The organism is Mycobacterium sp., from assembly GCF_019243155.1.
Classification (GTDB): Bacteria; Actinomycetota; Actinomycetes; order Mycobacteriales; family Mycobacteriaceae; genus Mycobacterium.
In genome coordinates this window covers 1-5,680 of the sequence record NZ_JAFAUS010000191.1, presented here as the reverse complement: position 1 = coordinate 5,680, position 5,680 = coordinate 1, and the positions used below count along the sequence as shown (strand labels likewise).

The 5,680-nt window shown below is 65.3% G+C and carries 6 protein-coding genes and 1 pseudogene; 2 read left to right on the top strand and 5 right to left on the bottom strand.

Annotation, left to right across the window (positions count from 1 at the left end):
* Positions 1-14 precede the first annotated feature (14 nt).
* The 4 genes from JOZ00_RS09355 to JOZ00_RS09340 form a co-directional block, all read right to left on the bottom strand.
* Positions 15-761, bottom strand: a complete 747-nt coding sequence (locus JOZ00_RS09355; protein WP_293342898.1) for a succinate dehydrogenase/fumarate reductase iron-sulfur subunit — start codon at positions 759-761, stop codon at positions 15-17.
* Positions 761-2,677, bottom strand: a complete 1,917-nt coding sequence (locus tag JOZ00_RS09350) for a fumarate reductase/succinate dehydrogenase flavoprotein subunit (protein WP_293342895.1) — start codon at positions 2,675-2,677, stop codon at positions 761-763. Before JOZ00_RS09350 ends, JOZ00_RS09355 begins: the two co-directional genes overlap by 1 nt.
* Before the next feature lie 35 nt (positions 2,678-2,712).
* On the bottom strand, positions 2,713-3,540 hold the full coding sequence (locus JOZ00_RS09345) for a hypothetical protein (RefSeq protein WP_293342892.1): 828 nt from the start codon (positions 3,538-3,540) through the stop codon (positions 2,713-2,715).
* A gap of 78 nt (positions 3,541-3,618) precedes the next feature.
* Positions 3,619-3,924, bottom strand: coding sequence for a hypothetical protein (locus JOZ00_RS09340; RefSeq protein ID WP_293342890.1), 306 nt, complete (start codon positions 3,922-3,924; stop codon positions 3,619-3,621).
* A 106-nt stretch (positions 3,925-4,030) separates the two neighbouring features.
* Between JOZ00_RS09340 and JOZ00_RS09335 the strand changes: the two genes are divergently transcribed.
* On the top strand, positions 4,031-4,792 hold the full coding sequence (locus JOZ00_RS09335) for an isocitrate lyase/phosphoenolpyruvate mutase family protein (protein ID WP_293342887.1): 762 nt from the start codon (positions 4,031-4,033) through the stop codon (positions 4,790-4,792).
* A gap of 1 nt (position 4,793) precedes the next feature.
* On the opposite strand, the gene JOZ00_RS09330 is transcribed toward JOZ00_RS09335, so the two are convergent.
* Positions 4,794-5,291: a helix-turn-helix domain-containing protein gene (locus tag JOZ00_RS09330; protein WP_293342884.1), complete on the bottom strand. Its 498-nt coding sequence runs from the start codon at positions 5,289-5,291 to the stop codon at positions 4,794-4,796.
* A 92-nt stretch (positions 5,292-5,383) separates the two neighbouring features.
* Here JOZ00_RS09330 and JOZ00_RS09325 point away from each other — a divergent pair.
* Positions 5,384-5,680 (top strand): annotated as a pseudogene (locus tag JOZ00_RS09325) (hypothetical protein); the annotation flags it as partial.

Sequence of the window (5,680 nt, the reverse complement as noted above, 5' to 3'; positions counted from 1 at the left end):
GTTGGGTTTTCGCGCTAGCGACGGAACAGCTTGTTGCCCAGCCACACGATGGGGTCGTACTTGCGGTCGGCGACCCGCTCTTTCATCGGGATCAGCGCGTTGTCGGTGATCTTGATGCTCTCCGGGCACACCTCGGTGCAGCACTTGGTGATATTGCAGAAGCCCAGCCCGTGTTCTTCCTGAGCGTCGTTGCGGCGGTCACGGGTGTCCAGCGGGTGCATTTCCAGCTCGGCGATGCGCATCAGGAAACGCGGACCCGCGAACGACTTCTTGTTCTCCTCGTGGTCGCGGACGACGTGACACACGTTCTGGCACAGGAAGCATTCGATGCACTTGCGGAACTCCTGCGAGCGCGCGACATCTTCCTGCGCCATCCGGTACTCGCCGGGCTGCAGATCCTTCGGCGGCGCGAAGGACGGGATCTCGCGCGCCTTCTCGTAGTTGAACGAGACGTCGGTGACCAGGTCGCGGATCACCGGGAAGGTCCGCAGCGGCGTCACGGTCACGACCTCGTCCTCGGCGAACGTCGACATCCGGGTCATGCACATCAGCCGCGGCTTGCCGTTGATCTCGGCCGAGCACGATCCGCACTTGCCGGCCTTGCAGTTCCACCGCACAGCCAGGTCGGGCGTCTGGGTCTGCTGCAGGCGGTGGATGATGTCGAGCACCACCTCGCCCTCGTTGACCTCGACAGTGAAGTCCTGAAGCGCACCGCCGTCGTCGTCGCCGCGCCAGACCTTCATGGTCGCGTTGTAGCTCATTAGCCTCTCCGTCCTGAGTGGTCGGCCAGCTCGTCGTCGGTGTAGTACTTCTCCAGCTCGGAGATCTCGAAGAGATCCAGCAGGTCGGACCGCATCGGAACCTGGTCTTCACGGGTCACGCTGATGTCGGGAATGACTTCGTCACCGCCGGCGGCGCGGCAGACCAGCAGCACCTTGCGCCACGACGAGTCCATGCCCGGGTGGTCGTCGCGCGTGTGCCCACCCCGGCTCTCGGTCCGCGTGAGCGCCGCCTTGGCGACACATTCGCTGACCAACAGCATGTTGCGCAGGTCGATGGCGAGGTTCCAGCCGGGGTTGTACTCGCGCTGCCCGATGACGTGAATGTTCTTGAACCGCTCGCGCAGCGTCTCGAGCCGGCCCAGGGCCTCGGTGATCTCCTCCGACTTGCGGATGATGCCGACCAGGTCGTTCATCGACTGCTGCAGCTCGAGCTGCAGCGTGTACGGGTTCTCGGCGGTCGCGGCGTCGGCCGGCGTCTCGAAGGGGGCCAGCGCCCGGCGCGCCGCCGTGTCGATCGCGTCGGTCGAGACCGCGGGACGGCTGGACAGCGCCCGCACGTAGTCGGCGGCTCCCAGGCCGGCGCGTCGGCCGAAGACGAGGAGGTCCGACAGCGAGTTTCCACCCAGCCGGTTGGAGCCGTGCATGCCGCCGGAGCACTCGCCGGCCGCGAACAGCCCGGGGACGGTGGCCGCACCCGTGTCGGCGTCGACCTCGACGCCGCCCATCACGTAGTGGCAGGTGGGCCCGACTTCCATTGGCTCCTTGGTGATGTCGACCCCGGCCAGTTCCTTGAACTGGTGGTACATCGACGGCAGCCGGCGCTTGATCTCCTCGGGCGTCAACCGGGACGCGATGTCCAGGTAGACCCCGCCGTGCGGGGTGCCGCGGCCGGCCTTGACCTCCGAGTTGATCGCGCGCGCGACCTCATCGCGGGGCAGCAGGTCCGGCGTGCGGCGGGCCGAGTCGTTGTCCTTGAGCCACTGATCGGCCTCGTCGGCGGTCTCGGCGTACTGACCTTTGAACACCGCCGGGATGTAGTCGAACATGAACCGGTTGTCGTCGGAGTTCTTCAGGACTCCGCCGTCGCCGCGGACACCCTCGGTGACCAGGATCCCCTTCACGCTGGGCGGCCACACCATGCCCGTCGGGTGGAACTGGACGAACTCCATGTTGATCAGGGTCGCGCCGGCGCGCAGCGCCAGGGCGTGGCCGTCGCCGGTGTACTCCCAGGAGTTCGAGGTCACTTTGAACGACTTGCCGATGCCGCCGGTGGCCAGCACCACCGCGGGGGCCTCGAACAGGACGAATTTTCCGCTTTCGCGCCAGTAGCCGAACGCCCCGGCGATCGCGTCACCGTCCTTGATCAGCTCGGTGATGGTGCATTCGGCGAAGACCCTGATGCGCGCGTCGTAGTCGCCGAGCTCGGCGAAATCCTCCTGCTGCAGCGAGACGATCTTCTGCTGCATGGTGCGGATGAGCTCCAGGCCGGTGCGGTCACCCACATGTGCCAGCCGCGGATAGGTGTGGCCACCGAAGTTGCGCTGGCTGATCTTGCCGTCCTTGAGACGGTCGAACAGCGCGCCGTAGGTCTCCAGCTCCCAGACGCGGTCCGGGGCTTCCTTGGCGTGCAATTCGGCCATCCGCCAGTTGTTGAGGAACTTCCCACCGCGCATGGTGTCGCCGAAGTGGGTCTTCCAGTTGTCCTTCGGGTTGGTGTTGCCCATCGACGCCGCGCAGCCGCCCTCGGCCATCACCGTGTGGGCCTTACCGAACAGCGACTTGCACACCACGGCGACGCGCAGGCCCCGCTCACGCGCTTCGATGACCGCGCGCAGACCCGCGCCGCCGGCACCGATGACGACAACGTCGTAGGAGTGCCGCTCGACCTCAACCATGAAACCCTCGCTAAGCTATTCGGTGAATTGGCTTGTCAGCCAATGAATCTCAAGTCTTGGATGGTGCCGCTGGCCACCAGTGCGATGTAGAAGTCGGTCAGCATCAACGTGCCCAGCGTGATCCAGGCGTAGAGCTTGTGCCGCGTGTTCAGGCGACTGACCTGAGTCCAGATCCAGTAGCGCACCGGGTGTTTGGAGAAGTGCTTGAGCCGTCCGCCGGTCACGTGCCGGCAGGAGTGGCAGGACACCGTGTACACCCACAGCATGACGACGTTGACAACCAGGATCACGTTGCCGAGGCCGAAACCGAAGCCGCCGGGGCCGGAGTCGGAGTGGAACGCGACGATCGCGTCGTAGGTGTTGATCACCGAGATGATGACCGCGATGTAGAAGAAGTACCGGTGGGTGTTCTGGACGATCAGCGGGAACCGGGTCTCGCCCGTGTAGTGCGCACGGGGCTCGGCCACACCGCAGGCGGTGGGCGACTGCCACACCGTGCGGTAGTAGGCGCCGCGGTAGTAGTAGCAAGTCAACCGGAACAGCAGCAGGAACGGCAGTGACAGCGCCGCGTACGGCAGCCACCACACGTCGGGCAAGAACTGCGGCCAGATGTCGCCGGCCTCACCGCAAGCCTTACTGAGGCAAGGGGAGTAGAACGGCGTCAGGTAGTGGTACTTCGGGACGAAGAAATAGTCCTGTTGGAATGCGCGCGCCGTCGCGTAAATGACGAATGCGGCAAAGCCGAGGTCGATCCTCAGTGGGGACAACCACCAACGGTCGGTGCGAAGCGTTCTCTGCGCTATTCGGGCGCGGGTCGGTGAAAAGACGCCGGACGCAGGACGGTTCGCCGTAGGTGCGCTCATCTAATGTTCCTCTTCGAACGGGCTGTAGGTCGAAGGGTACACAGAGAGAGCCCCTCTTAATCGGGGGGGCTTAAGTTGTTACGAGCGGTTGTGACCGCCGACACCTTCGTCATCGACATCGCGCCAGAATTCGCTGTCGTACTGGGTATCCGGAATGGCGATCTTTTCCCCGGATTGCTGCACGGTAGCGCGAGCCAGGTCTAATTCCGAAACATCGGTATCGAGTAATTCGACGTCCGACAGAATCCGGTCGGCGTCGATTACGATGCGCCGCATCGCCGGGCTGTCGCCGTATCGCGCCTTCAACGAGCCCACGCACCGCCGAAGTCCCAAGATCAGGTCGTGGAGTTCGGAAAGTTCGGTCGTGTCGGTGAAGCTGGACAACGGATCTCCTCGAAGGTGTTTCGGATCACAGTATGCCCTCGATACTATCCACCGCACACGCCAGATGTCTTCGACGACGAAGCTCGGTGACGGGAAGTGACTATCCATGACACGTGACAGCACACCGGCTCAGCGCGCCACGACACTGCTGAAACTGCATCGGCCGGGAGACCCGGTGGTGCTGCCGACCGTATGGGACGCGTGGTCCGCGCGGCTCGCCACCGGTGCCGGGTTCGTCGCACTCACCGTCGGCAGCCATCCGATGGCGGACTCGATCGGCAAGCTCGACAACGAAGGCATGGCGTTCGACGACGTGCTCACCCGCGTCGCGCAGATCACCACCGCTGTCGACGTCCCGGTGTCGGTGGACATCGAGTCCGGCTATGGGCAGCCGGCGGACCGCCTGATCGAGGGCCTGCTGAGCGTGGGCGCCGTCGGGCTCAACATCGAAGACACCGTCCACTCGGAGGGTAAGCGGCTGCGGTCGGCCGACGAACATGCCGAACTGGTCGGTGCGCTGCGCGCGGCCGCCGACGCGGCCGGTGTGCATGTGGTCGTCAACGCGCGCACGGACCTGTTCCTGCGGCAGGACGGCGACGAGTCGGATCGCGTCGAGCGGGCGGTGGCACGCCTGAACAAGGCCGCCGCCGCCGGCGCGGATGTCCTCTACCCCGTGGGCCGGCACGATCCGGATACCTTGCGCCGCTTGACGACTGAGCTGATACTACCGGTCAACGCCATCGCGCTGCCCGACCAGGACGACCCGGCCTCGTTCGGGCCGCTGGGTGTCGGGCGCATCAGCTTCGGCCCGTTCTTGCAGGCCGCGCTGTCGGGCCGGACCAAAGAGCTACTGGCGCGCTGGGGCTGAGCTAGATCGGATCCAGCATCCGGTGCGGCCGGCTCAGCGCGAGGCTGACCGGATCGTCGCGAACTCCTCCACGCGGCCGGCGTGGCGGGTGCGTGACGATATCCGCGACGTCGGGGACCCGCTCACACCGTTGGCAGACGCGATCCGGTCCGATGAGGCCATCGCAGTCCGTGTGCCGGTAGGTCCGTCGGCTCGGCTTCTGGACATAGTTCTCGTTGCCCCACGTGATCATCGACCAGACCAGCGGCCACAGCTCCTCGCCCTTGGCCGTCAACTGGTACTCGCTCGTCTGTTTGGTCAGCACACCCTCGTCAACCAGGAACGTCAACCGTTCGGCGAGAACGGCTTTCGGGATGCCCAGGTGATTGTGGTAGTCGCTGAACCGCCGTGCCCCGTAGAAGGCGTCACGGACGATCAGCAAGGTCCAGCGCTCGCCCACGATCTCCAGCGACCGCGCGATGGGGCAGCTCTCGGCCGGATACTCGCGGGGCAGTGCCATAACATCCACTCTACTCTTGTCGGTTCGGTCACCGAACCGTATACTCAAAATCGGTAAGTTCGTTCACCGAACCCAATGGCTGTGAGTCGCGAATGAAGGCAATCAGATACGAACGCTTCGGCGGCCCGGAAGTCCTTGATTACGTGCAGCTTCCGGACCCGGAGCCGGGCCCGCGACAGCTGCTCGTGCAGACCGCGGCCATCGGTGTCAACTTTCCCGACATCCGCGAACGGCTAGGTGTCTACAACAAGGCGGAGACCCGCGTCGGCGGGGTGCGGCTGCCGCAGGTCGGCGGTCTCGCGGTCGCCGGCACCGTCGTGGCGGCCGGACCGCAGACCTCGGTCGAGGTGGGCCGCAGCGTCGTGGCCCTGATGACCCGTTCGCAGGCC